This window comes from Flavonifractor porci, assembly GCF_037572415.1.
Taxonomy (GTDB): domain Bacteria; phylum Bacillota; class Clostridia; order Oscillospirales; family Oscillospiraceae; genus Flavonifractor; species Flavonifractor porci.
Genome location: NZ_JBBHLB010000017.1, coordinates 16,629 through 42,423, shown reverse-complemented (window position 1 = coordinate 42,423; position 25,795 = coordinate 16,629). Strand labels below are relative to the sequence as shown.

General features: G+C 56.2%; 21 protein-coding genes. 9 read left to right on the top strand and 12 right to left on the bottom strand.

Annotated features, from left to right (window positions below; genetic code table 11):
• Positions 1-21 precede the first annotated feature (21 nt).
• The 5 genes from rlmH to WHJ28_RS13395 all read right to left on the bottom strand — a co-directional run bounded on the left by rlmH (position 22) and on the right by WHJ28_RS13395 (position 4,658).
• On the bottom strand, positions 22-510 hold the full coding sequence (gene rlmH / locus WHJ28_RS13415) for a 23S rRNA (pseudouridine(1915)-N(3))-methyltransferase RlmH (protein WP_340042568.1): 489 nt from the start codon (positions 508-510) through the stop codon (positions 22-24).
• Positions 507-1,295 (bottom strand): MBL fold metallo-hydrolase, encoded by a 789-nt coding sequence (locus WHJ28_RS13410; protein ID WP_340042567.1) that lies wholly within the window; start codon positions 1,293-1,295, stop codon positions 507-509. Before WHJ28_RS13410 ends, rlmH begins: the two co-directional genes overlap by 4 nt.
• Before the next feature lie 65 nt (positions 1,296-1,360).
• The gene (murA, locus tag WHJ28_RS13405; RefSeq protein WP_340042566.1) at positions 1,361-2,653 is read right to left on the bottom strand and encodes a UDP-N-acetylglucosamine 1-carboxyvinyltransferase; all 1,293 of its coding nucleotides are present in this window, start codon (positions 2,651-2,653) and stop codon (positions 1,361-1,363) included.
• 401 nt (positions 2,654-3,054) lie between these two features.
• Positions 3,055-3,843, bottom strand: a complete 789-nt coding sequence (locus tag WHJ28_RS13400; protein ID WP_340042565.1) for an NYN domain-containing protein — start codon at positions 3,841-3,843, stop codon at positions 3,055-3,057.
• 11 nt (positions 3,844-3,854) lie between these two features.
• Complete coding sequence (locus WHJ28_RS13395) at positions 3,855-4,658, bottom strand: M55 family metallopeptidase (RefSeq protein WP_340042564.1); 804 nt, start codon at positions 4,656-4,658, stop codon at positions 3,855-3,857.
• A gap of 140 nt (positions 4,659-4,798) precedes the next feature.
• Between WHJ28_RS13395 and WHJ28_RS13390 the strand changes: the two genes are divergently transcribed.
• Both WHJ28_RS13390 and WHJ28_RS13385 read left to right on the top strand, forming a co-directional pair.
• On the top strand, positions 4,799-5,266 hold the full coding sequence (locus WHJ28_RS13390; protein ID WP_340042563.1) for an RNA polymerase sigma factor: 468 nt from the start codon (positions 4,799-4,801) through the stop codon (positions 5,264-5,266).
• Complete coding sequence (locus WHJ28_RS13385; protein ID WP_340042562.1) at positions 5,263-6,606, top strand: hypothetical protein; 1,344 nt, start codon at positions 5,263-5,265, stop codon at positions 6,604-6,606. Before WHJ28_RS13390 ends, WHJ28_RS13385 begins: the two co-directional genes overlap by 4 nt.
• A 47-nt stretch (positions 6,607-6,653) precedes the next feature.
• On the opposite strand, the gene WHJ28_RS13380 is transcribed toward WHJ28_RS13385, so the two are convergent.
• The 5 genes from WHJ28_RS13380 to WHJ28_RS13360 form a co-directional block, all read right to left on the bottom strand.
• Positions 6,654-8,186, bottom strand: coding sequence for an efflux RND transporter periplasmic adaptor subunit (locus WHJ28_RS13380; protein ID WP_340042561.1), 1,533 nt, complete (start codon positions 8,184-8,186; stop codon positions 6,654-6,656).
• A gap of 18 nt (positions 8,187-8,204) precedes the next feature.
• A complete protein-coding gene (locus tag WHJ28_RS13375) occupies positions 8,205-10,514 on the bottom strand; it encodes an ABC transporter permease (protein WP_340042560.1) in 2,310 nt (769 codons plus the stop codon).
• A gap of 1 nt (position 10,515) precedes the next feature.
• A complete protein-coding gene (locus WHJ28_RS13370; RefSeq protein ID WP_340042558.1) occupies positions 10,516-11,217 on the bottom strand; it encodes an ABC transporter ATP-binding protein in 702 nt (233 codons plus the stop codon).
• Positions 11,218-11,392: 175 nt separating this feature from the next.
• Positions 11,393-12,694 carry a M18 family aminopeptidase gene (locus WHJ28_RS13365; protein ID WP_340042557.1) on the bottom strand — a complete coding sequence of 434 codons (1,302 nt, stop codon included), beginning with the start codon at positions 12,692-12,694 and terminating at the stop codon, positions 11,393-11,395.
• Between the two features lie 133 nt (positions 12,695-12,827).
• Entirely contained in the window at positions 12,828-17,468 is a 4,641-nt protein-coding gene (locus WHJ28_RS13360) for a DUF4011 domain-containing protein (protein WP_340042556.1), read from the bottom strand.
• Positions 17,469-17,774: 306 nt separating this feature from the next.
• Here WHJ28_RS13360 and WHJ28_RS13355 point away from each other — a divergent pair, with 306 nt between their 5' ends.
• Both WHJ28_RS13355 and WHJ28_RS13350 read left to right on the top strand, forming a co-directional pair.
• The gene (locus tag WHJ28_RS13355) at positions 17,775-18,095 is read left to right on the top strand and encodes a DUF6809 family protein (RefSeq protein ID WP_302667397.1); all 321 of its coding nucleotides are present in this window, start codon (positions 17,775-17,777) and stop codon (positions 18,093-18,095) included.
• Complete coding sequence (locus WHJ28_RS13350) at positions 18,092-18,541, top strand: DUF6550 family protein (protein ID WP_302667396.1); 450 nt, start codon at positions 18,092-18,094, stop codon at positions 18,539-18,541. The genes WHJ28_RS13355 and WHJ28_RS13350 overlap by 4 nt, the downstream gene beginning before the upstream one ends.
• A 45-nt stretch (positions 18,542-18,586) precedes the next feature.
• Here the strand turns inward: WHJ28_RS13350 and WHJ28_RS13345 are convergent, their stop codons facing one another.
• Together WHJ28_RS13345 and WHJ28_RS13340 are read right to left on the bottom strand one after the other, a co-directional pair.
• A complete protein-coding gene (locus WHJ28_RS13345; protein WP_302667395.1) occupies positions 18,587-19,552 on the bottom strand; it encodes a sigma-70 family RNA polymerase sigma factor in 966 nt (321 codons plus the stop codon).
• On the bottom strand, positions 19,549-20,673 hold the full coding sequence (locus WHJ28_RS13340) for a DUF6076 domain-containing protein (protein ID WP_302667394.1): 1,125 nt from the start codon (positions 20,671-20,673) through the stop codon (positions 19,549-19,551). Before WHJ28_RS13340 ends, WHJ28_RS13345 begins: the two co-directional genes overlap by 4 nt.
• A gap of 150 nt (positions 20,674-20,823) precedes the next feature.
• On the opposite strand from WHJ28_RS13340, the gene WHJ28_RS13335 reads away from it, so the two are divergent.
• The 5 genes from WHJ28_RS13335 to WHJ28_RS13315 all read left to right on the top strand — a co-directional run bounded on the left by WHJ28_RS13335 (position 20,824) and on the right by WHJ28_RS13315 (position 25,786).
• Positions 20,824-21,894 carry an AAA family ATPase gene (locus WHJ28_RS13335; RefSeq protein WP_302667393.1) on the top strand — a complete coding sequence of 357 codons (1,071 nt, stop codon included), beginning with the start codon at positions 20,824-20,826 and terminating at the stop codon, positions 21,892-21,894.
• A gap of 255 nt (positions 21,895-22,149) precedes the next feature.
• Positions 22,150-22,461, top strand: coding sequence for a plasmid mobilization protein (locus WHJ28_RS13330; protein WP_302667392.1), 312 nt, complete (start codon positions 22,150-22,152; stop codon positions 22,459-22,461).
• A 3-nt stretch (positions 22,462-22,464) separates the two neighbouring features.
• Positions 22,465-23,820: a relaxase/mobilization nuclease domain-containing protein gene (locus tag WHJ28_RS13325; RefSeq protein ID WP_340042555.1), complete on the top strand. Its 1,356-nt coding sequence runs from the start codon at positions 22,465-22,467 to the stop codon at positions 23,818-23,820.
• Between the two features lie 49 nt (positions 23,821-23,869).
• Complete coding sequence (locus WHJ28_RS13320; protein ID WP_340042554.1) at positions 23,870-24,046, top strand: hypothetical protein; 177 nt, start codon at positions 23,870-23,872, stop codon at positions 24,044-24,046.
• A gap of 81 nt (positions 24,047-24,127) precedes the next feature.
• Positions 24,128-25,786, top strand: coding sequence for a recombinase family protein (locus tag WHJ28_RS13315; RefSeq protein ID WP_340042553.1), 1,659 nt, complete (start codon positions 24,128-24,130; stop codon positions 25,784-25,786).
• The last annotated feature ends 9 nt before the right edge of the window (positions 25,787-25,795 follow it).

Below are 25,795 nucleotides of genomic sequence, written 5' to 3'. Positions count from 1 at the left end.
GTGCAAAAATTTTCCTGCCCTTCACTTATGGTACCCGGAACCCTCCACGATCTTGAAGCAGCGGTAGATCTGCTCCAGCAGCATGACCCGGGCCAGGTGGTGGGGGAAGGTCATGGGAGACATGGACAGGCGCAGGTCGGCCTTCTCCTTCAGGGAAGGGTGCATGCCGTAGGAGGAGCCGATGAGGAAGGTCAAGGTATTTTTGCCCTGACCCGTCCATCCCTCCAGTCGGGCAGCCAGCTTCTCGCTGGAGAGGAGCTGGCCCTCCACGCACAGGGCCACCAGCGCCCCGCCCTTGGGGATCTTGGCGGTTACCGCCGCGGCCTCCTTTTCCAGCGCGGCGTCGATCTGGGCCCGGGAGGGGTTCTGAGGCAGCCGCTCCTCGGGCAGTTCGGTAATCTGGAGCTTGCAGTAGCCCCCCAGCCGCTTGACATATTCCGCCGCCCCGTCTATGTAGAACTTTTCCTTCAGCTTGCCCACGCAGATGATATGGATGGGAATTCCTTTCATACGCTGTACCTCCGTCCCGGTTCACTGCGGGGCGCCACGTCCAGCAGTACGTCCCGGCCGGGAACGGCTCCCATACGGGTGAGGGAAGCCCCCACCACCTGTCGGGCCCGCTCCGGGGTGTTGTTCTCGTGAGACAGGTGGGCCAGCACCACGGTGGAGGTTCCCGCCGCCACAGCGGAGCACACCAGGGCAGCCCCGGCCTCGTTGGACAGGTGGCCCCGGTCCCCCAGGATGCGGTCCTTGAGGAAGTAGGGGTAGGGACCGGAGCGGAGCCACTCCACGTCGTGGTTGGCCTCAGCCACCAGCAGACTGGCCCCTCGGATGCCCGCCTCCACCTCGGGGGTCACATGGCCCAGGTCGGTGACCACCGCCGCCTTTCTGCCACCGGCGGAGAGGGCGTAGCCGGTGCTTTCAGCGGCGTCATGGGGGGTGGGGAAGGTTTCCACGTCAATGGAGCCGATGGAGAAGTGTTCCCCCGGCGTAAAGGGATGGAACACCTCCTCCAGAAAGGCAATGCGGTAGCACAGCTGACGTCCGGTGCCCCGGCTGGCGTACACCGGCACCTTCCGCTGCTTGGTCAGGGTGGTGAGGCCGGAGATATGGTCGGTGTGCTCATGGGTGATGAGTACGGCGGACAGGCTGGCGGGATCCACTCCCAGCCCCTTCAGTGCGGTGGTAATACGGCGGCAGGAGATGCCGGCGTCCACCAGAATGTGGGTGTCGCCATCGCTGACCAGCAGGCTGTTGCCGCTGGAGCCGCTGGCCAGGGTACACAGTTGAAGCACAAAATCGCTCCTTTCCAGAAAAAACAGGCGGAGGAGTTCCCCCGCCTGCATAAGATCTATGTTGATCATCCAACCTGGGCCTGTTTGTCCTCGTCGGGGGTGACCACCACACGGATATCAGCCCCCACACCGGACAGCTTGCGGACAATGTCCTCATAGCCGCGCTCGATATGGTGGATACAGCCGATCTCCGTGGTGCCCTGGGCGGCCAGTCCGGCAATGACCATGGCCGCGCCTGCCCGCAGGTCACAGGCCTGGATGCGGGCGCCGGTAAACTTCTCCACGCCCTCGATGACGGCGATCTTACCGTCCACCTGGATCTGAGCGCCCATGCGGCGGAACTCATCCGCATAGCGGAAACGGTTGTCCCACACGCCCTCGGTGACTACGCTGGTGCCCTCCGCCAGGCAGAGAACAGCGGCGATCTGGGGCTGCATATCGGTGGGGAAGCCGGGGTAAGGCAGGGTCTTGACGTTGGTGCGGGTCAGCTTGCCCGTGCGGCGCACCAGCACGGCGTCGTCCTGCTCCTCCACATCCACGCCCATTTCCAGCAGCTTGGCGGTGATGCACTCCAGATGCTTGGGGATCACGTTCTTGATGAGTACCTCGCCGCCGGTGGCAGCCACGGCGGTCATATAGGTGCCCGCCTCGATCTGGTCGGGAATGATGGAGTAGGTGCCGCCGGTCAGCCGCTCCACGCCCCGGATCTTAATGACATCGGTGCCGGCGCCCATGATCTCAGCGCCCATGGAGTTGAGGAAGTTGGCCAGGTCCACGATGTGGGGCTCCTTGGCGGCGTTTTCAATGATGGTCATGCCGTCGGCCAGAGCGGCGGCCAGCATGATGTTCATGGTGGCGCCCACGGAGACGATATCCAGATAGATCTGGGTGCCGCTCATCCGGCCGTTGGCGGCCTTGGCATGGATGTAGCCGCCCCGGACGTCCACGTTGGCCCCCATGGCTACAAAGCCCTTGATATGCTGGTCAATGGGCCGGCCGCCAAAGTCACAGCCGCCGGGCGGAGGAACCTCAGCAGAGCCAAAGCGGCCCAGCAGAGCGCCGATCAGGTAGTAGGAGGCCCGGATCTTGCGGGCAAGCTCCTCGGGTACCCGGGCATTGCGGATGTGGGAGCAGTCCACATCCACGGTGGTACGGTTGACGGTACGCACGTCAGCGCCCAGTTCCTGCAAAATGTTGAGCAGCAGCGTTACATCGCTGATCTGGGGCAGATTTTCAATGCGGCATACCCCGTCCACCAGAAGAGCGGCGGGGATGATAGCAACAGCGGCGTTTTTTGCGCCGCTGATGTCGATCTCTCCATAAAGCGGTTTCCCGCCGTGAATCACATACTTTGTCAAAATGCAACCCTCTATTCCTTCCGCCGGGGAACACACCGCACCGGCGGTATCCAAGGCCGGGGCAAACCGGCGCCATAAAACATCTTCAAACGACTGCCTGCGGCAGAGCGCTCCAATACGCATACATTATAACATAACATATCATAAAATCAAAGACATTTCTTCAGTGCCTTTGAGGTAGGACTGTTTTGATCATAATTTACCCTGCTATACGGAAAATATACCGCTGAGTAGGACAAAATGGACACATAATCTGGGAAAAGACTCTGCTTGTTCGCTGCACTGGGTCCGAAATATTATACCCTATGGAAGTGCTTCTGTCTTTCTGAAAAATGCACAAAAAAAGCCATGGGAAGCTGTGAATTTCGCAGCTTCCCATGGCAGGATGTGGATGCTATTCTTTATTTGCTTTGTTTATCCCGCACCAGAATGTGGGTCACGTTGGGCTGGCTGGTGGGGCGCACATCCACCTCAAAGCGGGAGAGGGATTTGACCAGCTTGGACAGTTTGGAAAAACCAAAATTTCGGGGGTCGAAGTCGGGCTGCTTTTTCACCAGCAGATTGCCCAACTCCCCCAGAGCGGCATAGCCATCCTCGTCAGCAATGGTATCCACCGATTCGGCAATGAGCTTGACCACTGCCTGGGGCACCTTGTGCTCCGTATCCTGAGGCTGGGCCGGGGTCTCCTTCTTTTTCTGGGGCTTCTGGGCCTTGGGCTTTTCCTCCTCGGCCCTGGCTTGCTCCGCGGCTGCCCGGATGACCTCAATGTAAACAAATTTGTCGCAGGCTACGATAAAGGGATTGGGGGTCTTGCGCTCGCCCATACCGTAGACCTTTTTGCCTGCCTCCCGCAGCCGCACGGCCAGACGGGTGAAATCGCTGTCGCTGCTCACCAGCACGAAACCGTCCACCTGGCCGGTGTAGAGGATGTCCATGGCGTCGATGATCATGGCCGAGTCGGTGGCATTCTTGCCGGTGGTATAGCTGTACTGCTGGATGGGGGTAATGGCGTTTTCCAGCAGAGGGCCCTTCCAGGAGGCCAGGTTGGGGGTGGTCCAGTCCCCGTAGATCCGCTTGATGGTGGGGGTGCCGTATACCGCCACCTCGGCCATGATATCCCCAAGGGCCGAGCGGGGGGCGTTGTCCGCGTCGATGAGCACGGCCAGACGCAGATCGGTCTGTTCTGACATGGCGGTCCTCCTTAAGCCAGTACGAAGTGATAAAAGCGCAGCATCTCATACCAATCCTTCGTTGCAAAGGAGAGGGTACGGCTGTCCTTCAGACAGGCGCCGGGATAGAAGCTGCGGCGGTAAGCCAGTTTATGATCGTGGAAGGTAACGGCGGTCTCAAACTGCTCCGGCATGGGTACCACGCAGTTTGCCGCCCGCTTTACCGCCTCCTCCGCCCCCTTACGGATGGCATCCGCTGCGGCGGCGGGGTGCATGGACAGTACGCCGCCCCCTACGCCCTCATTCACCGGAACGGTGACGATGGCGGGGATGAGCTGCCGGGCGCTGTCGCACAGGTCCTTGTCTCCGGACAGGAAGCAGACAGGCACGCCGAAATAACCGGCGATGTAGGCGTTGATGAGAAACTCGCTGGCGGGCCTTCCGTTGAGCAGCACCTGGGCGCAGTCGGTGGTCATGGTATGGGACAGGGGATTGCCGCCGCAGGAACTCCAGGCGTGGTAGCCGGTAAACAGCACACCGCCGAATTTTTCCCGGTCCAGCCCAGCCATCATACACAGAGGGTCGCCGGTCCAGCCCCGGAAGATGCGGGTCTCACGGGGGAGGGCGGCGGCATCCAGGTTACGGGCGGAGTCATGGGCGTCCTTCACCAGCAGGCCATCCGCCCCGCCGGCCAGAGCGCCGTGACAGGCGGCGGCCACTTCGGCGGTCATCTGTTTTCGGAAGGGCTCATAATCGAACGTGGAGCCCCGCTCGGTCTCTTTCCAGTCGGCAATGCCGCAAGTTCCTTCGATGTCGGCGCTGAGATAAAATTGCATAGGACAGGCCTCCCAAGCGTTTTTTTCAGTATATCATAGTTTTTTGGCTTGAGGCAACTTGGTGGAGCTGCTATTTTACGCAGCCATTGCAGCAATTTGCCGTCTAAAAGCGTATATAGGGTGAAAGGGGGAGAGAGGAAATGGACCCCAACCGGTTGGAAACACTGATTCAGATTCATCAAAATACCCTGTACCGGGCTGCCCTGGCCATTCTTGGGGATGCCCATGAGGCGGAGGATGCGGTGCAGGACGCCTTCCTGCGCTGCCTGGAGAAGGGGCCGGAATTTGAAAGCCCCGCCCATGAGAAGGCCTGGCTGCTGCGGGTCACCGTCAATGGCTGCAAGAGCCGCCTGCGCTCACCCTGGCGGCGGCGCACCGACCCGCTGCTGGATACCTACCCTGCCGCGGACCCGGAGGAGCAGGGCTTGCTGGACGCCATTATGGCCCTGCCCGCCAGGGACCGGACGGTGCTTCATCTCTACTATTATGAGGGGTACCAGACCGCCGAGATCGCCGAAATGACCGGCTGGCGGGAGGGTACCGTCCGCTCCCGGCTCACCCGGGCCAGGGCAAAACTGGGGGCGCTGCTGAAAGGAGAACAGGAATGAACCGATATCGTGACTATATGGACCGCATTGCCGCCCCGGCATCCCTGGCGGACCGGGTGTTGGAGGGAAAGCGGCCCCGGCGGGCCCGTCCTGCTTTGGCGGCGGGCGTTCTGGCGGCCTGCTGTCTGGTGGCGGCGGCAGGTGGCTGGCAGCTGTGGCGGGGGAGAAGTCTGGCTGGACCCAATCCCACGGCGGGGGTGGCGGCCACGCCTCAGATGAGCCAGCAAGTGACCCAGGAGGGAGATCACACCCTGGTGGTGGAGGACGCCTTTGGGGGACAGCCTCACAGCTTCCCCAATGTGCCCGGTTATGATTACCATTACCCCGACTGTACCGGCTCGGAGGCCCTGGCAGGAGACTACGCTTATCCCGAGGGGTGGTTTATGGAGCTGCTGTCCGCCCAGGAGATCATCGCCGTGCTGGGCGGTACTGATGCGGTGCCCTGGACGCTGGACTGGACCGGCTTTGGCCTGGACGGCACGGTGATCTACGACGGGGAGGGAAATCCCTGGCGAATCGATATTATGGGCCAGCGGGGAGAGGATACCCTGCGTTTGGAACTGTGGCCGGGCCGGGAGCCCCTCATTGATCTGCTCTATGCAGATGCCGCCGTCCAGGAGGTGGACGGGGTGGAGGTCACCACTTACTCCCTCTACTACGATCAGGACGGAGACGATACCAAGGAGTACACCTACCATGCCGATTATTTTGATGGGAACATGGGGATAAACTTCACCTGTACCAGCAAAGACGAGGGGATCGCTGCCTGGCTGACCAATCTGGTGGTGGGTCACAAGGGCTTTACCGCCGAGGGCCTGGACGCCCCGAAGGGCGGGAACCATACGGTAGGTCTGGGTACCGCCCGGCTCTACGGCAGCGGGGAACTGACCCTGGGCGAGGCCTATCAGCAGGAGCTGGCGCCCTATCTGCCCGACCAGTCGGCCCTGCCCGACGGCTTTGCCTTTGAGAGCGCCCAGTGGCATTTTGACGATTTGGAAGATAGCATGAGTATCCTGTGGTGCCGGGGCGATGACTATATCAGCGTCTCTGTGGGCCGCTTTCCCGATGGTACTTCCCTGCTGGCCCCCGACTTCCAGCCGGATGAGGTAGTCACCCCTCAGGCTCTGGAGTGGATCGGTTACTATGAAGACGATGACCATGGGGATACCCCGGGCTGGCGGTACAGACCCTTCACCGTCCATTATACTGAGGCAGACGGAGTGACGGTGGCCGTCAGTTATTCGATCAGGGGCTTGAACCTGGAGGAGACGGCCGCCTTTGTAAACAGCAGCCCGGCCAGCCAATCCCGTGTCCACCCCGTCACTGGAGCCGTTGATTGAAACAAAAGCGCGGAACCGTCCGGTTCCGCGCTTTTTATTATATGGATTTAAGGCAGGATCACTTCGTCCTCCTCCGTGACCCCGGACAGGATCTCCACATAGTCGCTGCCCCAGAGGCCGGTCTCCACGGTGACCGTCTCGGCCTTGTCGTTTCGCAGCACCTGAACGGTATCTCCGTCCACCGCCTTCACAGGCACACGGAGGCAATTCTCTTTCCCCTCCGTGAGAATGGATACCGACACGTTCATGCCGTCCCGCAAGCCGTCGGTGTTATCCAGGGCGATCTCCACAGTGTAGTCGGTGACGCCGCCGGAGGTAACGCCGGTGTCCTCCACCCGCCGCACCGAGCCGGTGTAGGTGCGCTGCTCCCCAGTGTCGGTGGTAAAGGTGATGGATACGCTCTGGCCGGTACCCACTCGGTCGATGTACTGCTCGTCGATGCTGGCGTGGACGCACAGGGCTTCAGGCTGGGCCAGCACCGCCATGGGATTGCCGGCGGAGGCCAGATCCCCTTTCTTGGACGTGCGGGAGAGGATGATCCCGTCCGCCGGAGCGGTGATGGTGTAATCCTCCCGCTGATCGATGAGTTGGTCCAGGCTGGCCTGAGCCGAATTCACCTGGACCTGGGCGGCGTCCACCTGAAGCTTGGCGTTATTGACCTGGAGCTGGGCGTTGTCCACGGCGTTGGTCAGGCTGTCATTTTTCAGGGTAAGCACCGTCTGCCCGGCGGTGACCGTCTGGCCCTCCTTTATGGAGAGGGTGAGTACCTGTCCTGACTGACCGGCGTAGATGGACTGTTCGGTGGTGTAGGAGATGGTACCGGCTTCCATGCACATCACCCCATTCACCGACGCCATGGCGGTGGAACCGCTGGCCAGGGTGCCGGGATTGCGGAAGGAGAACTCCACATTGACGCCGGTGCGGCTGCCGCTGAGGGCCACGGGCGTGTCATAGACCCGCACCACCGTGCCGGTGAGGGTGTCCGCCTTGCCGGGGAAGGAGATGATGGCGGCAGAGCCCGGCGTCAGGGCCTTGGCGTCCTCCAGGGCGAAGGGGACGGTGAGTTTCAGATTCACGCTGTCCACCACCTGGGCCACCGGTGTGCCGGCGGAGATGAAGTCTCCCACATGGACGTTGACTGTTGTTATCGAGCCGGAAGCGTGAGAGACCACTGTCAGGTCGGCGCAGGCGGCCTGGGCCTGGGACAGACCCACCTTGGCCTGATTCAGCGCGGCCACCGTCTGCTCCAGGGCCACCTGGGCGCTGTCCACCGACAGCTGGGCCTGGACGATCTGGTCCTCCAGAGCGTCGGAGTCGATGGTGTACAGAACCTGACCCGCCGTTACGGTGTCACCCTCCTGAAAGGTACACTCCGTCACCGTGCCGCTGACGGTGGGGACGATGGCATAGTTGTCGGCGTAGGTCACGGTGCCGGTATCCTCCACCCGGTACTCCACCGGGCCGGTATCAGGCTGGACCGTGCGGTACCCGTCCTGATCGGAGCCGGAGCAGCCGCCCAGCAGAAGCAGGCTCAGCACAGACAAAAGCGCCGTGCCCCGCCGCCAATACACAACTTTCATAAGAAACACCCCCGTGTGCTATTCCACGCTTTTCAGCGCACCCAGCATATCGATCTCCCGCATTTTCCGCCCGATGATCACATTGACGCCCAGGGCAAAGATCATGGTGACCGCGCATGACAGGCTGATGGCCATGGGGGTGATGATCACCTCCAGAGGCATGGCGGTGACGGAGAGGATCAGGAACCGGTCCAGAGCGATGCCCAAAGGAATGCCGCACAGAATACCGGCTCCGGCGAAAATCAGGTTTTCGCTCAGCTGCAATTTTTTGATCTCTTTTTCGTAAAACCCCAGGACCATCAGGGTGGCCAGGCTGCGGATCTGTTCATAGAAGCTCATGATGCCCAGGTTATAGATGACGATGCAGGCCAGCCCGCCGCCAAAGAGGATGAGGATGTAGACCACCATTGTCATATTGGTGATTCTCTCTACCAAGGCGTGGGTAACAGCCGCCCGGCTCTGCCAGCCGTCCACAAAGTCGTACCGGTCCAGTTCCGTTTCCAGTGCGTCAGCATCCTGGGTGGTGAGGTAGGCTGTGGTGGGAGTATAGGCCTTGCCCAGATCCCGCCACAGACTGCGGCTGATATAGGCGCCGCTGACACACCGGTTGACCTCGGCTACCCTTAACCTGTAGTAATGGTTGTCGCCGGTAAATCGGAGGGTAATGATATCGCCCTCCTTTACGCCCAGATCGTCGGCCAGCAGCTTCTCCAGCACCACCCCGTCCTCCGGCGGGATAAGGGGCCCGGCGGCATAGGGATCATACAGGTGGAGAGAGACGGTATCCTCAGTCACCGTCAGCATAGAGGTGGTCCGCTGGTCGCCTGTGTACATCCAACAGGCGGTGGTCATCTCCAGTTCCGCCCCGGTGATGCCGGGGGCATTGGTCAGCCGGCTGTACTGGGCTTCGGTGACTGAGCTGTTCAGACTGGCCATCATGTCATACTTGTTCTGGTTTTTGGCCAGAGCGTCGGAGTAGGCGTCCATGGAGTCTCTGATGGCAAAGGCCATAAATACCAGGGCCATACAGAAGGCGATGCCTACCACGCAGGTAAGCATCCGCACCTTGTTGCGGAAAGTGTTGCGGATGATGTACTTGCTGTTGAAGCCCAGCCGCCGCCACAGAGGGCCGATCTGTTCCAACAGAACCGTCTTGGCGTTTTTGGGGGGCTTGGGGCGCATACACTGGGCGGGACTTTCCTTCAGCAGAGAACGGGCCACCAGCCAGGCGCTGCCCAGGCAGCACAGGGCGGTAAGACCGGCCGCCTGGCCCCAGGCGGAGAAATCGTGGTAGATGGTATAGGAAGGCAGGTCGCAGCCAGTGGCGATGGTCCACACGATAAGCTGGGAGATGTATTTGCCCAGCAGTGCGCCGGTGGGAAAGCCCACGATGACCACCAGCAGCGCGTGGAGCAGGTAGTAGATCATAATGGTGCGGTCGTCATAGCCCAGCGCCTTGAAGGTACCGATGTCCATACGGGCATTTTCAATGAGCCGGTTCATGGTGCTCACCATCATCAGCACCGCGCACAGGAAGAACAGGGTGGGGAAGAAGGTGAGGATGGGTGCCAGGTTGTCTTTGCTCTCCATGAGAGCATAGGCGGGCTGGTTGTCCTTGAGAGCCAGGATGTTGACCACTTTGTTGCCCAGTACGTCGTCAATGGCCTCCCGAACGACAGAGGCGGGAATGTCATTGGCTGTGGTGATGCAGACCTGGGTATATTGATTGGCCCCCATCACCCCACTGAGGACTTCCTCGTCCACATAGGCAAAGGCGAAGCGGGACAGGTTGGGGGAGGGATTGGTGGCGTTGATATTATAGAGACACTCCGGGTCCTTGCCCACGCCGCAGATCTGGAGCCGCAGGTGGACACCCAGGCCGGTTAGGGTGATCTCGTACCAGTCGCCCACCTCCAGACCGTGGGCGGCGGCGTACTGGTCGCTGAGGAAGATTTCCCGACTGTTTTGGGGCAGGGAGCCTTCCACAATATAAGGGGTGTTGATGGAAAAGTCGGCCACGCCGTAGAGGGTGAGGGTCAGATCGCTGTCATAGCGGTCCTCAGCGTCCAGCACCACCCGAGGCTGTACGCCGGAGATCCCCCCAATGGCCGACAGATCCCGGCAGTCCCTCTGATCCAGGCCGACGCCGGAGATCCAGTAGTCGGCCACATTTTGAGTGTCGTAATAGTCGCCCATCAGCCGGTCTACGTTATAAATGATGCCGCTGAGGCCGGTATACACCACCACGGCGATCATAGTGATGATACTCACCGAGATCAGCCGGGAGGCGGTGCGCCGCAGGTCGCGGAAAAAGTTTTTCCAGATCATGCTACCACTCCAGTTCCTGTACCGGCACCGGGTTGGGATTCTCCTCAAAGGATTCGATCTTGCCACTCTTCATGCGGATCAGCACATCGGCGGTAGGGGCCAGAGCGCCGTTGTGGGTGACCACCACCACCGTCTTTTTGCTCTGCTTGCACAGATCGTACAGCAGGGCCAGGATGGATTTGCCTGTCACATAATCCAGGGCGCCGGTGGGCTCGTCGCACAGCAGCACGTCGGGGTTTTTGGCCAGGGCGCGGGCAATGGCGCCCCGCTGCTGCTCGCCGCCGGAGCACTGGGCGGGAAAGTTCCGCCGCCGCTCGTCCAGCCCCACCATGCGCAGCACCTCCCGGGTGTCCAGAGGGTTGGGGCAGATCTGGCTGGCCAGTTCCACATTTTCCTCCACCGTCAGGTTGGGCATCAGGTTGTAGAACTGGAACACAAAGCCAATGCTCTCCCGGCGGTATTGGGTGAGCTGGCGTTTGTTAAAACCGGAGATCTCTTTCTCGTTGACAAAGACCTTGCCGCCGGTGGGGGAGTCCATGCCGCCCAAAATGTTGAGGACCGTGGATTTGCCGGCGCCGCTGGCCCCCAGAATGATGGTGTATTTGCCCTCGGGGATGGCAAAGCTGATGTCGTCCACCGCTTTGATCACCGTTTTGCCCATGATGTATTCCCGGGACACGTGCTCCAGTCGAACGCCCGCCATAGGGATGACACCTCCCTAAAATTGGTTAAAAGATACGGATATCGATGGAATTACAGAAATTATTTGTGCTATTATGCTATATTATAACACCGCATATTTGCTTTCTCAATCCCTGGGGGAAAGACGGGATAAAAAATCATCTGCGGTTTCCGAAATAACCGCAGATGATCTGATGTTATGAGAATTGATAGATGCTGTCGGCGATGGGCGCAAAGCTGGCCTGGAAGAAGACGGCGCAGGCTTTGGCTATGTAGGCCGGGTCCTGACTGCCGGCGGTCTCCACGGCAGAGTGCATGGCCAGCTGGGCCATGCCGATGTCCACCATAGGGATGCTGACGGCCTGGCTGAGCAGATTGCCCAGGGTGGAGCCGCCGGGCTCGTCGGCCCGGTTGGCAAAGATCTGCACCGGCACTCCGGCCTGCTGGCAGACGGCTTTGAACAGACCGGCGGTGAGGCCGGTGGTGGTGTACTTCTGGTTGGCGGACAGCTTGATGACAACGCCGCCGTTGGGGTAGACCTTGTTGGCGGGGTCGGCCTTTTCGGTGAAGTTGGGGTGGACGGCGTGGCCGTTGTCTGCACTGAGGAGCATACTGCCGGTCAGAGCCTGCCGGACCTGCTGGTCGTCCAGCTTCAGGACATGGGCAACGCGGGAGAGCACATCGGGCAGGAAGGAGCTGAGGGCGCCCTGCCGGGTGCCGCTGCCCACCTCCTCGTTGTCAAAGAGACAGTAGACCTGGCCCAGCTTGTCCTGAGGGGCGGCGGTGAGCAGGCCCTCCAGGGTGGCGTAGGCGCAGCCCAGATCGTCGATGCGGGGGGCCTGGAACAGCTCTCCGGCGGGGCCCAGCACCACCGGATGCTGCCGGGGACAGAGGGTGAGATCGGTGGACAGAATGTCCTCAGGGTTCACGTTCAGCTCCTGAGCCACCAGCTGGCTGAGGGAGGGGCTGCCTGCCAGGCCGTACAGGGGCTGCATATCCTTCTGAGCGTTGTAATCATGGCCCCGGTTCACATCCCGCTGCTGATGGATGGCAAGGCTGGGGATGGTGAGCAGGTCCCGGTCCAGGTAGACCAGGCGGCTCTCCACGCCATGGACGGTTTTGACAATGGCCCGGCCTGCCACAGTCAGGGGCCGGTCCAGCCAGGAGGCGCAGTTCATGCCGCCGTAGCCCTCCGTGGAAAGACGGAGGTAGCGCTTGTCCCCCTCCAGCACGTCGCCCTTGATATAAAAGGTGGGGGAGTCGCTGTGGGCGGCGGTCATCCGCCAGCCGGCGAGAGCATTTTTAGGCAGCCGGAAAGCGATAAGACTGCTCTGGTTGCGGGTGGTATAATAGCCCTTGCCCCACTCCAGAGTCCAGGACGCGCACTCCTCCAGCCGGGTGAAGCCTGCCTCCTCCAGCAGGGCGGCGGCGCTGCCTACGGCGTGGTAGGGGCTGGGGCTGCGGGAGATGAAGTTCATCAGTTGATGCAGGGTATCCATATTTGGTAACCTCCTGGGTGAAAATCCGAAGATATGATAAAAAGCCGCGAACGCTGCAACGTCCGCGGCGGTATGGTACGGGTAGTGGGGGTCGAACCCACACGCCTTGCGGCACAGGAACCTAAAGGTGATGTCACCTTAGTGAAAGCTGGTCGCCGTCTATGTCAATGGTGTCTTCAAGAAGGCGCAGTGCGGAATCCAATATTTCATTGATTGTTTTGCCCACGCGGTTTATACCACATTGTGAGACGAGAGAGCGGTACAACCCATTTTTGTCAGCCGTTACATTTTGCTTCAGAATCTCCAGCATTCCTGCGGCCAATTCTTCCGGGGCGATTTGCTTGATGTCCCGTTCGATATCGCCCGGCCCTCGGAATTGAATTTCTTGGCCATTCTCCAAATACAAAAAGCCATTCCGTCGAATAATGCCACAGCGTTGACATCCATACATTTTTTGCTCGTAGTCTTGCCAAACAATCTTTGTGACTTTTTCCCGGCCGAATAACCATACGATACGCCGCAGAAACAGTTCCTCAGAAAGTGGGGCCTCCACTTCCAAAACGGCCTTCACCATCCCTTTGAAATCGCGCGGCAGATACTGCTGGCATAGAGATTGAATGTCGGCGGCTTTGTAAGGTGAAAACTCAAAGGGTTTCTCTTCCGCAACTTCTTCAAAATTTTCAAAGGTTTCTGCGGAAGGTGCCTTTTCTGGCTTTGCTAAGACTTGTGTAGGGTGCTTGATTGCATCCGTAGCAGCTTCCAAAAGTCGGCTTTGCTCCACACTTCTGTTTCTGAACCAATCAGTCGACCAGATGCGATAGAACTTCCAACCCATGCGCTCCAGAATTTCCTGCCGCAAACGATCACGGTCCCGAGCGTTCCTGGAAGAATGGTAGGTCGCCCCATCACACTCGATTGCAAGTACATAATCAGAACTGTTCGGAATCTTCAACCCAAGATCAATTCTGAACCCAGAACATCCAACCTGTGTGTCAACAGAAAAACCGTTAGCGCGCAAAAATTCACATACCTCAAGTTCGAAGTCAGAATCGAACTGTTCAAAGGAATTGATACTCACGGCGCGCTCCAGGGCGATATTTCCGTTTTCCGCAAAGTCAAGATATTCCCGCAACAGTTTCGCGCCCTCTGAAGATGTACGCTTCAAATCAATATCTGTATAGTGCATCGAGGAAACCAGCTGAACATTGCATTTGGCACGAGTGACAGCAACATTCAACCGTCGTTCGCCGCCAACACGGTTCAGGGGGCCGAAATTATGCAGCAGACGTCCCTGGGCATCAGCGCCATATGCGATGCTGAAAATAATGGTATCTCGTTCATCACCCTGCACGGTCTCAAGGTTCTTGATAAAGAATGGCTCTTTTGCGTCGTTTTTAAAGAACCATTCTTTTCCTGGTGTATTCTGCCGCTGCTTGGATAGCAGTTTGTCGATCAGATCCTGCTGCGCAACGCTGAATGCAACGACACCCAGGCTTCGATCAGGGTATCGTTCGATGTTTTGATAAATCAGATCGACGATAAACTCTGCTTCTTTTCTGTTGGAGTGGCTCTTTCGGTCAAAGACCCCGTCCACATGATAATAGTCTACACCAATGCCGGAGGTGTCTGCTTTGGCAGATGGGAATGTAACAAGATCGCTGTCATAAAAATTCTTGTTGGAGAAGGTGATAAGTTGCTCATAGCGGCTCCGATAATGCCAACGCAGGCGAAGCTGCTGCATAGAAGTAGAACACAGATCCAAGATGGATTCAAAATCTGTGACATCTCCGCTTTCTTCATCGGTATCCTCGGCCTCAATGGTGGCATTGAAAAAATTGCTGGGCGGCATCTGCTTGGAGTCGCCCACAACGATCAGTTGCTGAGCGCGATATATCGCGCCGATTGCGTCTTGCGGGAAAATTTGCGATGCCTCATCAAATACCACAACATCAAAATGGACAGCATCCGGAGCAAGGAATGTGCTGACGCTTAGGGGCGACATCAAAAAGCACGGCTTGATACGCTGAATAAGTTCACCCGTTTCAGAAAGCAGGGAGCGAATGCTCTTCTGCTTTCGTTTCTTTTCACCTTCACGGAGCAGGATTGCCAAAGCGCTTCCGGGAGCGATTAACTCCAAAGAGGGACGTTTGCTGGAAATCTCTGCACGGATCTTCGCTTTGTTGATCTCAAATTGTTCTGTGTCTTTTTCCGAAAAAGTACGGATTGTGTTGTCCTGAGAGATTCGATTGAACCCAGATAAGACTGGTGTTCCCGACAAAATCGAGTCGATCCACTGATAGTAAAACTGCTTTTTGAAAGCACCAACAATAAATTTTGGCTCTATATTTCGGCTGATGGCACTGTTGATATAAGACACGGTTTGTACATCATCCAACTTGGAAAGCAATGTTCTGAAATGACACCAGTTATCCAACTTATCCATCGAATCCGAACAGTCAGTGAACCGTGCCAACAGCAAAGAACAGTTTGCAATGCCGATATCTAAGAGTGACCGATCAAAGCAGTTTGAGATATACTCAAAAACATCGTTGTCACAAATCTCAAATACAGCATCCAGACGCTGGGCATAATCCGCAAAGGTAGTGCGTTCAGTAACAAAATCGGAATACTCCTCCAGCAAACCAAAGGATACCCCAGCACAGAATAATGCTTGCAGGGCACCCATTTGCTCTGCTACATAATTCCAGTCTGTTTCTACACCTTTGTAAGCAGCGCCCAGAAAATCTCTGATTGGCTCCTCGACCTCACAGTATTCCTGCGTCTTTTGCTGGTAATAGGCGAGACGTTCTGTTGCTGCGGTGGCCTCGGTGTAAGATAGCTTTTTTCCATCTTTCTTGCATAGCCGTAAGTCCGCTATGATTTTTTTGTACTCGGAATTAAACAACCTTGCAAAGGCACTGGTGAACTGTTTTGTCAGTTGTTTGTGATATTGTGCGCCGTTTAATTTGTAAAGATCATCATCGAAAGTGGATTCCAATACTGAACGGGACGAGAGAATCTCAGCGCTCTGTGCGCTCAGCTTGGTTAAGGCAGAATTTACTGCTTGAAAATGCTCTTTGTTCAGCAGAGATGGAGTGATAATTTGAGATGTTGCGGCGGTGCTGAAAAAGCCCTTCCAGGTTCGTGCATCATCTATTGTGGTGCAGTTGATGCCATATCTATCGGAAATTTCCTGAATCAAGGGAATCAAGGATTGCAGAAATTGTATCCCTGTCGCAATACTGTTTTTGACACTGCTCTTAGCCTGATAGGATGTGTCCTGGTTAATATAGCCGTACCATGGATTCTTTCTATAGTCATATCCAACCGTAGGAATATAATCAACATACTGCTCTAAGAGGGCGGCAGCTTCTGTTAAGTACGATTCACCTTTCGCAGTGAGTTGCGGAACATTCCATTCTACATCTGGCGTGGATCTGAGTGCCGCATAGGCCTCGTAAAGCTGATACAGGCTTTTCCCTATAATCGGATGAGGCTTATGCAGCTCTACCGCATAAGCGTCCAACTGTTGCTGGGCCTTCTCTTTGAGCGCAATTTCGCTGTCCGCTTTCGAAGAAACCGCGCTCTTGTCAGCTCGAAGTGTATGGCAGATATCCGTGATTACATCTTTTTTGTTGGCTTTGTGACTGTGAAGCTCTAAACAAAATTCTGAAAGGCCCGCTTGCTTCAACTTGTCATAGACCACACTCAATGCTGCTAACTTTTCAGAAACGAACAGAACCTTTTTTCCATCGCCCAGGCACTCTGCAATGATATTGGTGATCGTCTGACTCTTACCTGTTCCAGGAGGGCCCTGCAAGACGAAGCTCTTGCCTGACTTTGCCATTTCGATAGCCTCTATTTGGCTGGAGTCCGCATCCACCACACTATGCAGTTCGATCAGAGGATTGGAAACAGAAGCTGCAGCTCCGATTTCTGTGTCCGCTCCTTGCAAGTTAACAGGCTCACCCAAAAGTTTGCGGACATTCTGATTTGCAAGGATCGCAGCGGCATTGTCCTTCAAATCGCGATACATATTGATTTTCAGAAACGAAAAAATACCGAGCTTGCATTCAGAAGATACCGTCCACTGGAGCTTTGCAACCAGACGCTTAACTTTTTCAAGATAAACAGATAGACCCTCATCACTATAATCAGGAAGTTTTACTCCATATTCTGCATCCATCTTATAGGCGAAGGTCGGATTGACGATAACATCATCCTCCGTCGATTTGATGAAATAAGGGTCTACTGCTGACACTTGCTCCAATTGGATAGGCACAAGTAAGATCGGGGCACGGAAAATATAATTCGAAGAATCACTTTCTTTCCAGTGGATAAAACCAAATGCCATATATGCGACATTGACGCCAGTCTCTTCAATAAACTCCCGTGCCTTCTTATTGATGTTTTTGATTGCAGTCAGCGGATTTCCAGCCGCATTATACAGCAAGACTTGATTTTGCCGTTTGATTTTTCCGGAATATTGAGCAAGATAAGCATCTCGTCCATCTGATTCCTTCGAATTTTCCGGCACCTCAAGCTGTAACTGTTCTGCTATATCATCCTCATTCAGATCATCATCGTCCTCAATGATCTTTGGATCATACACCTCAAATGCGGCACTCCCATCAACTTTTTCGAAAAGTGTCTCGGCAGATGGCAACAGCACTTCTACGGTGGACGCCCTTGTGTCCTTAAAATTAATGAGGCTATTACGCTTGCCTGTGTCTAACAGCAAGTCTGCCCATTTGTCTAACTTTTTTGTATCCAAAGTGCAACCCCCTCTACATGTTGCTGTGCCTTTTATATTGAAAATTTTAGAGATTTCCGTCAGTCGATGTCTCGTCAGTGTGAATTAAATTATTGTATCACGAAATATGCGCTTTTACCACCACCTGCGCTGCAATCTACGGTGACAAAATGCAGTCTAATGTTAAACATAATAATTATGCATCAAAATATGTGCTAAAAAACGGACTGTAAAAATGTACAACCCATAATAAATCTATTCAAACATACCGTATAGCTATTTTCCTCGTCCTGTGGTATGGTGTGTTGCTACCAGGAGGTGCAACGCATGAAAACACGACTCAAGGACCTGTACGACTGTTTCTACACCCCGCCTGAGTTTTCGGAGCAGAAGCAGGAAGTGGAAGAATGCCACCAGGCACTGATCAAAGTGCTGGAGAAACCGGAACGGCGGCTGGTACTGCGAATCATGGATGCCCAGAGTCTGATGGCAGAAGAACGCTCCATGGACAGCTTTATCTCTGGATTTGAGCTGGCGTGGCGGCTCTCCATGGAACTGAATCAATATGAAAAAGAGCGCTCAGTCTCTCGCCGTACAGCGAAGAGATCGGGCGCTCTTTCCATGTCCGGAAGGGAGGAAGCAACATGAAGAAACGAATCATCACTGCCGCAGCATTCGCCGCCTGTCTGGCCCTGTGTGCTGCTGTGTGGCCGCAGGAAGAGCCAGCCGGGGAAACACCCGCACTGCCCACGCCAGCCGCTGTAATCACCACACAGCCCGAAGTTCCGGAGATACCAGAAATAGAAGAAGTCATATCGCCAGAGGAAGAAAAGGCGAAAGCAACACTGCCGGAACTGGTCGAGGAAGCTGACATTGTCCCGGAGCCATCGCCTGCTCAAACGCCCCCAGCGAGTGAAGTACCAGTCCCACCTGAACAGAATGCCACTCCACAGCAAGAACCAGAGCCTGCCCCGGCACTGGACAACATGGTCTATGTGCCGGGCTTCGGCTGGATAGAAAGTCAAGGCCCCAACCATGTGGAATACGCCGAGGATATGTACGAGAACGGTAATAAAATTGGAAGCATGGGATAAATTAAAAGCAGTGCGGTATCAGGACAAAGCCTGGTGCCGCACTGCTTATTCTGCGTCCTGCTCCAATGCGTCGCTGAAGATCTCATGGACATGGATCAGAGAAACAACTTCACAGAGAAACCGCTCCGCCAGTTCTTTTTCGTCCAGCCAGGTGGTCTGCGGCGGCACATAGTAACCGGAATCAGCTTCTGCCTCCGCTCTGGCCTTGCGAATGGCTTTCTGGATGAAGAGCCACTGGCCGTAAGTGCCGCCGTTCAACTGCTTTCTCAGTTTCCGGATGGCAGCCTTATATGCTTTCTCCGCACCACTGGGTCCGTTGTAGTTGAGCCGGATGGCCAGTTCCTGAAAGGTCATGCCCTGCTCGTTGGGCTGGCCGATCCCCAGATAACAGCGCACCAGATTCAGCTCTCTGGGGCTCAGAACCTCCTCCATGCGCTGGAGGAGCAGCGTCCGGCGCATGAAGCGGTCATAGGCCCTGGCGGGGTCACCACCACACCCAAGGTCAAAGACACGCTCGCCCAGAGACTCGATCTGAAACACGGTGCGGTGTTCCTCCAACAGACGCTTGGCTACTTTGGCAGAGACCGTCAGCTTCTCTTGAATGGCTGGTAGAAGATCTGTTTCGGTGTCCCCCTCATGTGTAGCATAGAGAAACGCTACCTGGCGCAGCTGGTGGTAACGGTCCAGTGGGAGCGACAGAGAAAAAGAGCCTTGGGCAGCGCAGTCCCGCATGGCTGTCTCAATGGCGGGGGTCGCATAGGTCAGCAGCTTTGTTCCATAGGAGGGATCAAACCGCGTCGCTGCGTCCAGCAGTGCCAGCGCCCCCTCCTGCTTGAGGTCGTCCACCAGAAACTCCTGAGAAAACTGCTCGCAGTAGCTTGCGGCCAGCATGGTCAGATATCCCTCATTCTGGGAAAGCAGGAGCGGAGCGGCCTGCGGATCGCCGTCCTGTATCCGCAGTGCAAGCTCCTCGTTACTCAGGCAGAGATCATCACAGCAATACATGCTCATGGCCGGTCCTCCCGGGCAAGGCGCGCTCTCGCCTGGGCGTAGATCGATTCCTGCTCCATATCGCAGGCATAGCCGTTGGCGGCATAGTCGTTATCCATGAGCGCCTTGTCCCGAAGGTTCTCCGCTACATACAGCGCTTCATTGCGCAGCTCGTCGGAGATCTTTCCTCTCTGGTGATGCTTGCGGATGGTGTTGGTGCGGGTGGTGAACAGGCGGTAGACCGGGTGCTGCTTGTTTTGCTCCTTCTGCCGCATCATGGCGCCGTACTGCCGGCAGGTCATGCGGGGGTCCTGGGGAGCAATGCCATCGCAGTATTTCGGCATATGGCCGTTGGTGGTGAGAAAGTATGTTCCACAGCCACAGCACCGGCTGGGCGCATGGCCGTGCTGCAGTCCGTTCATCAGGTCAAAGATGTAGAAGCTGATGGCATGGTCAAAGAAGTACCGGTTCACAAATACGGTTTCCTTTTCCTGTTTTGGGTGTCGGGCAAAGACATAGGAGGATCTCAGGTTCGGTGTGATGGTGAATGGCTCAACATCCGGTACCGGCAAATCACGCATCATATTCCAGAACCATTCGCTGTTGAAGCAGTCGTGGGCGGCCATGGCAAAGAAGGTCTCTGTCCGTTTCTTCAGCCGTCGCAGATAGCCCTCCTCAAAATATCGTGCCGCCACGGCGAAGTGCTGGATGCCCAGGGGGATGCTGAAGGCAGCCACCAGATAGCGGAAGAAAAATTCCCGAGCAGGCGAAGCCGGCTTCAGCAGGTCGTTGTGGGACGCCGGGGAAAACAGCACCTCCAAAGTGTGTAACTCCTGCCCTTTGTCCATCAGGCTGTACGGCGGACAGTGCCACAGGGCGTCCAACAGCTTCTCCAGAGAGGTGTGGGTCCCGTCCAGCAGGTTGATAAATTCACCCCGCCCAGCCTTGGCCAGGGCCTCCACATGATGGCTGATGGCACCGCCGTGGGCGACCAGTTCCCGTATGGTCTCCTCGGGAACATTCAACAGTTCGGAGGCAAAGTGGCCGGCCGGGTAGACGGTCTCGTTAAAAAAGATCTGATCCTGCCAGACATCCATTGTCAGATGCAGGAGATTGTTGTTTTGCCTGATTCCCAATGGCATAGGGCCACCTCCTCTGTCCTATATCCGTTTTCTGCCTGTCTTGCGATATTCTCATTTTATCAAAATCCCCCCAATAATCAAGTGAAAGGACAAGAGCCACGGAGGCCGCGTGGTCTCTGTCCTTATCTTTTTTACAAGGGGATGATCCTGATGAGTAAAACAAAACGACTGCAAACCGTCGACGGTGAGAGCCTGATGAGCCTGCCGCTGACACCACTCAACTTCGTGGTGGACACGCTGCTGTCTCAGGGGCTGCACATCCTTGCCGGCTCTCCCAAGGTGGGAAAGTCCTGGCTGGCTCTGTGGCTGTCCGTCATGGTGGCCAAGGGCGAACCTGTCTGGGGGATGTCCGTGAAGCAAGGCACTACCCTCTATCTCTGCTTGGAGGATTCCGTCCTCCGCATCCAGAACCGGCTCTTCGAGATCACCGAGGAGGCACCAAGCAGCGTCCACTTCTGCACGGAGTGCGCCCTCATTGGACAGGGGTTGGAGGAGCAGGTGGAAACATTCCTCACTGCCCACCCGGATACGGTACTGGTTATCATCGACACGCTGCAGATGGTTCGTCCGGCTCGCGACGCAACCTACGCAAACGACTACCGGGATCTGTCTGTGTTAAAACGGATCGCAGATACCCACGGCACCGCCATCCTGCTGATCCATCATCTGCGCAAGGAAACCGCTGACGATGTGTTCAATCGCATCTCTGGTACGACTGCTATCAGCGGTGCGGTGGATTCCAGCTTCACCCTGGTGGAAGAACGGCGGGGCAGCGGCAGAGCGAAGCTCTCTTGTATTGGCCGTGACATTGAATACCGGGAGCTGACGCTGGAGCGCAACGGTGAAAATGTGTGGGAGTTGGTATCGGACAGCCGGACACGGCCGGAGCTGCTGGGCGACCGCATCGTTTATCTCCTCTCTGAACTGATGCGTGACCGAACCGAATTTATCGGCACTCCCACAGAGCTGTCTGAACGAATCGACCCTGTAGGCGTGGAGCGTATCTCGCCCAAGAAAGTGTCCAGACAGATCCTGCAAAACCTTGACGCACTAAGGAAAATCGGCATTTCCGCTGGGGTGCGCCGCAGCAACGGAAGGCGGCTCATTGAGCTGCAGCGTGCCGAAAGTGACGATACCAAGGGTGTCCCGGCGGTCGACCCTGTTGACCCTGCCGGAGCGCTGTGCGGCGATTTGCGGGCGGTTTCCGGGGGCAGCGAGTAAACTCCCGCAAGGCAAAAGAAACGCCGTGTTGGGCCGTTTGTGGCCGAAGGAGGAGTGCGGGTGTTCGGCGGGAGGAGGACAAGCGACAGAGAGAGCGAGCTTCGCCGCTGGCGGCGAAGCGAGGGATTCGTCGTCCGCTTGGACGACGGCCAGCATCGCGTTTGTCTGGTCAACGGCACAGCCGTCGCCCGCCTTCCGCTTGTTTGCGGGGCGCTGCCCCACACCCCATTTTTACGAAAGGCTGGAGGAAACGACATGAAAAAAGATATCAAGTTCAGTACCCGGATGGCATCCGAAGACCGGGAGGCTATCAAGGAATTGGCGAAACGCTCCGGGATGTCCATGAGCGATTATGTGACGGCCTGCTGTCTGGGAAAGCAGGTGGTGGTCGTCGATGGACTGAAAGAAGTGCTCAAGGAGCTGAAGTCCATCGGCAGAAATCTGAATCAGCTTGTCACCCTGGCGCACATGGGGCGCGTCACGGTGATCAATCTGGACGGTGTGCGCCAGGCGTTCTTTGAACTCTGTGCTGCTGTCCGGTTGATCCTTGAACGAAAGCGGTGGTGAGAAATGGCGATCATCAGCTTCACCAATTATAAGCGGGGCCAGACCACCGGGTGCATGGGAGCCGTGATGCGGTACACCATGCAGGATAAGAAAACTGAGTTCGATGGGCGGAAGTTGATTACAGGTATCAACTGCCAGCTGGAATCTGTCTACGCAGACTTCATGACCACCAAACGATTGCATCACAAGACCGATGGCGTACTGTTCTACCACATGGTGCAGAGCTTCCCGAAAGGCGAAGCGGTCGACCCAGTCACCGTTCACGCAGCGGCGCTGAAGCTGGCTGAGTACTATGAGGGATATGAAGTTCTGGTCTGCACCCACACAGATCGGGAACACATCCATTCGCACTTCCTCATCAACTCGGTCAACTTCGATACCGGAAAGAAACTGCACATCGCAAAGGAACAGCTCCAGGAACTGCGGCAGCGCAACGATCAGGTCTGCATGGAGTTTTCTCTCCCTGTGTTCAAGCCTAAAGACAGGAAGCAGAAAACCAAGACCATGACAGTCGGTGAGTATCACACCGCGGCCCATGGCCAGAGCAAGAAGCTGCAGCTCATGAATCTCATCAACGACTGTATGCGCCACGCCTCCACCCGTGAGGAATTCATTGTACTGATGGAGAGCGAGGGCTGCAAGGTCCGCTGGGAAACCTCCCGGCGGAACATCACCTACACCACACCCAGCGGCTGGCAGTGCCGTGACCGCCTGCTGTTCGGGGACAAATATCTGAAGGAGAAGATGGAATATGAATTCAGGATCAGAGCAGAAATTATCCATGGACGAGCTGTTGGAGAAGAACCGACCTGCGCAGATGGCACAGGCCACACCGCAGCCTCTGGCGCAGGAGCAGACGCCGCCTCCCGAAGTGCATCCCACGAGAGCGGAGTGGGAGGATTTGCAGAACGACCTCTACACGCTGGGGTACCACACCGAGAGACAGATTGGCTATCTGAAGAGGATCAGCGAACTGCTGGCGCAGCTCCCGACTCGGACGCAGATGGACGAGCTTCTGAAAGCGGTGAAGCACCTGGAGCAGATGAGCGAACAGGCTGGGAAGCGGAACGAGAAGCGTTTTTCTCTGCCCAGCATCAGACTGCCCAGACTGCGACTGCCGCACCTGGATGCTCCCACATGGACAGTCCTGCTGATGGGAGCGGCGGCGTTGCTTCTGCTGTGGTGGGGCTTGGATACCGTCTGGAGCAGTCTCAGTCTGCTGCTCCCGTGATGGACAGCACCACCATGCATCCCCACACAGACAGGAAGACGCTCCGTAAGAAGCAGCAAAAGAAAATCGCCCAAGGCCATGCCGAGGACGATCACGAAGAAGAGCAAATCTGGCAGCAGACCATGTGACGGTCTGCTATTTTTGTTGCCCGAACTGGTTTCGGGGGAAAGGAACGCTATGGGTAGAAAGAAAAAAGAATCCAACATCAAAAGTGTCATGTATTCCTATGTGGGGACAGATGCCCAGTTCGATCACTTCTTGAAAATGATGATCCACGACTATCTATCTGTGGATGATCCGTACACAAATCAGCCTGCTGATTCTGTTGGTAAGGTAGAAAATGAAGTGGCCTGATTGGTTTTGATAGCTATTCAAAAACTTGTGTGCTATGGTGTGTCGTGAATAATCGGCACACCATAGCGGAAAGGAACGATTATGAAAGTCTGGCTCTATTACCGCTTGTCCAGAGATGAGGATGAAGAACTCAATTCTCTGAATAACCAGAGAAAAATCATATATAACTTTGCGATTAGCAACGGCCACCAAGTGGTTGGCGAATCCTTCGATGACAATGTCAGCGGCATGCACTTCAACCGTGAGGGTATCGACAAAATCTATGAAGTGGTCGAGGCAGGGAAAATTGAAGCCATCATCGTCAAAGATCTGTCCCGCCTTGGCCGGCACCGGACACAGACCGCACTCTTCATTGACTACCTCCGTGAACACAATGTGCGGGTCCTGTCCGCGACGGAAAACATCGATACCTTTAACGAGAACGGTGATCTCATCATTGGCTTCAAGGGACTGGTCAACGACTTCTACGCCCGTGATGGCAGCCGGCGTGTGCGGACCGGTTACCGGCAGAAACAAAAGGAGGGCATCGTGACCATTCCGCCCTTCGGATATTTTAAGGACAAGAACACCAAGAAGGTCGTTGTTGTTGAGGAAGCCGCCGAAACTGTCCGCATGATTTTCTCCGCCTATACCGACGGCAGCGGGATGAAAGCCATTGCCCGTACATTGAACGAGCAGAGAAGAAAAACGCCCGCGCTCATGCAGATGGAGCTGTTAAACAAGCGATTGCCCAATACGCAGGATGGGATTCTCAAGAAATATCTGTGGGACGCGACGATGGTTGGCCGAATCCTTAAGGATGAGAGCTACATTGGCACGCTGATCTGCCACAAGAGCGAGCGCAATAAAATCAATAAGACCTTCCGCTTCACCGACCCGGAGGAACAGTTCCGCCATGAAAACTATCTGCCGGTGATCGTGACCCGTGAGACATGGGAACTGGCGCAGACACTTCTTGTGGAGCGCAAGGCAAAAAATACCCGAGCCGGTACCAACAAGGGTATCCTCCGGTACGGAGGCCTGCTGCGCTGCCAGGACTGCGGCCGGACTTTCATCGGCAAGCGGATCAAACTGAAGGACGGCGAACGGGTGGTCTATGTCTGTGATACCTACCATCGGTACGGCAAGGAGCATTGCTCCTCTCACATGGTGGATGAGGAAACACTGGACCGCCTGATCAGCGCGGAGCTTCTCCGGACCAAGAAACTGTATCAGGAAAACTGGTCGAGGCTGGAGTGGCTCATTGAAAAGTGGACACCCAAAGCTTCCGTGGCCAGTGCCAAAATAAGCAAACTGCAAGAACACATTCTCCTGCTGGAGGAGGAAGTGGAGGTGATCTTGATGGAACGCATCCGGGATAAGGTCAACGCGGAACGTTATGACCGAATGATCGCAAAGCGTGAAGAGCAGATCGCGGAGGCCAAAAAGCAGATCGAAGAACTGCAGAACATCTCAGAAATGCTTCGCAGCCGCCAGGCCAAGCTAAAGCGAGACATCAGACTGATCGACGATATTCTTCAAGACGGCGAAATGTCGGAGGCACATCTGAAAATGCTGGTGGAAAAGATCCTTGTTCACGAGGAGGATGGTAAGCTGGATTTAGAGATTCGGCTGAAAGCGCCTTTCCGGGATCATCTGGACATCTTCGAAAATGGGGAGCAAACGGACTCCATCCTTTCTGCGGATTTCGATTATGACCGATTGGGTGCGATCATCTATGGCGACTACTATGCGGGATAGGTGATAACA